General features: G+C 76.8%; 1 protein-coding gene. It reads right to left on the bottom strand.

Translation table 11 applies throughout. From position 1 onward, the window contains the following. Window positions 1-666: acetate--CoA ligase family protein (locus tag AB8Z36_RS41950; RefSeq protein ID WP_369218556.1), on the bottom strand; the 666-nt coding region annotated here is incomplete at both ends.

Here is a 666-nt window from a genome sequence, read left to right as displayed (position 1 = left end):
ACGGGGGCCGAACCGCGCCAGCCGAACAGGAGCGGGGCGGTCCTGATCGACCTGACGAGGGAGGSGGCCTCGCGGTCGGTGACCGGGATCAGGCGGTGCCCGGTGTCGCCGAGCAGCTCCGACGCGGCGCCCGCGAGGCCGAAGGACAGCACCGCTCCGGCCGCCGGGTCGATGACGGCGCGCACCACGGTGTCGACGCCGCGCGGCACCATGCCCTGCACGACGGGGCGCAGCTCGGCGGGGCTTCCGAACAGGTCGGTCAACTCCTGATAGGCCCGTCGCAGTTGCTCCTCGTCGGCGAGGTCGAGCCGCACGCCGCCGAGGTCGGCACGGTGCCGCAGATGCGGGGCCGTGGTCTTCAGGGCCACGGGGTAGCCGAGCGTCCGGGCGGCGGCCACCGCCTCGTCGGGCCCCGGCGCGGGCAGCGCCTCGCGTACGGGGATGCCGTACCGCCCGAGCAGTTCGTGGGCGTCGGCCGGGCGGAGGGTGAGGCCGCGGCGGCCGTCCTCCCCCGCCAGCAGCTCCGCGATGCGGTCGGCGGCCCCGCTCTCGTCGATGTCGTCGTACTCGTGCACCCTGCCGGGCTCGCCCGCCTCGCGCCGCCACTGGGCGTACTTGACGGCCTCGGCGAGGGCGCGGACGGCACGCTCGGCCGCGGGGTAGGCG

The organism is Streptomyces flavofungini, assembly GCF_041028215.1.
Classification (GTDB): Bacteria; Actinomycetota; Actinomycetes; order Streptomycetales; family Streptomycetaceae; genus Streptomyces; species Streptomyces flavofungini_B.
The sequence above is the reverse complement of the archived record's forward strand: the minus strand, read 5'-3'. Positions and strand labels throughout refer to the sequence as shown.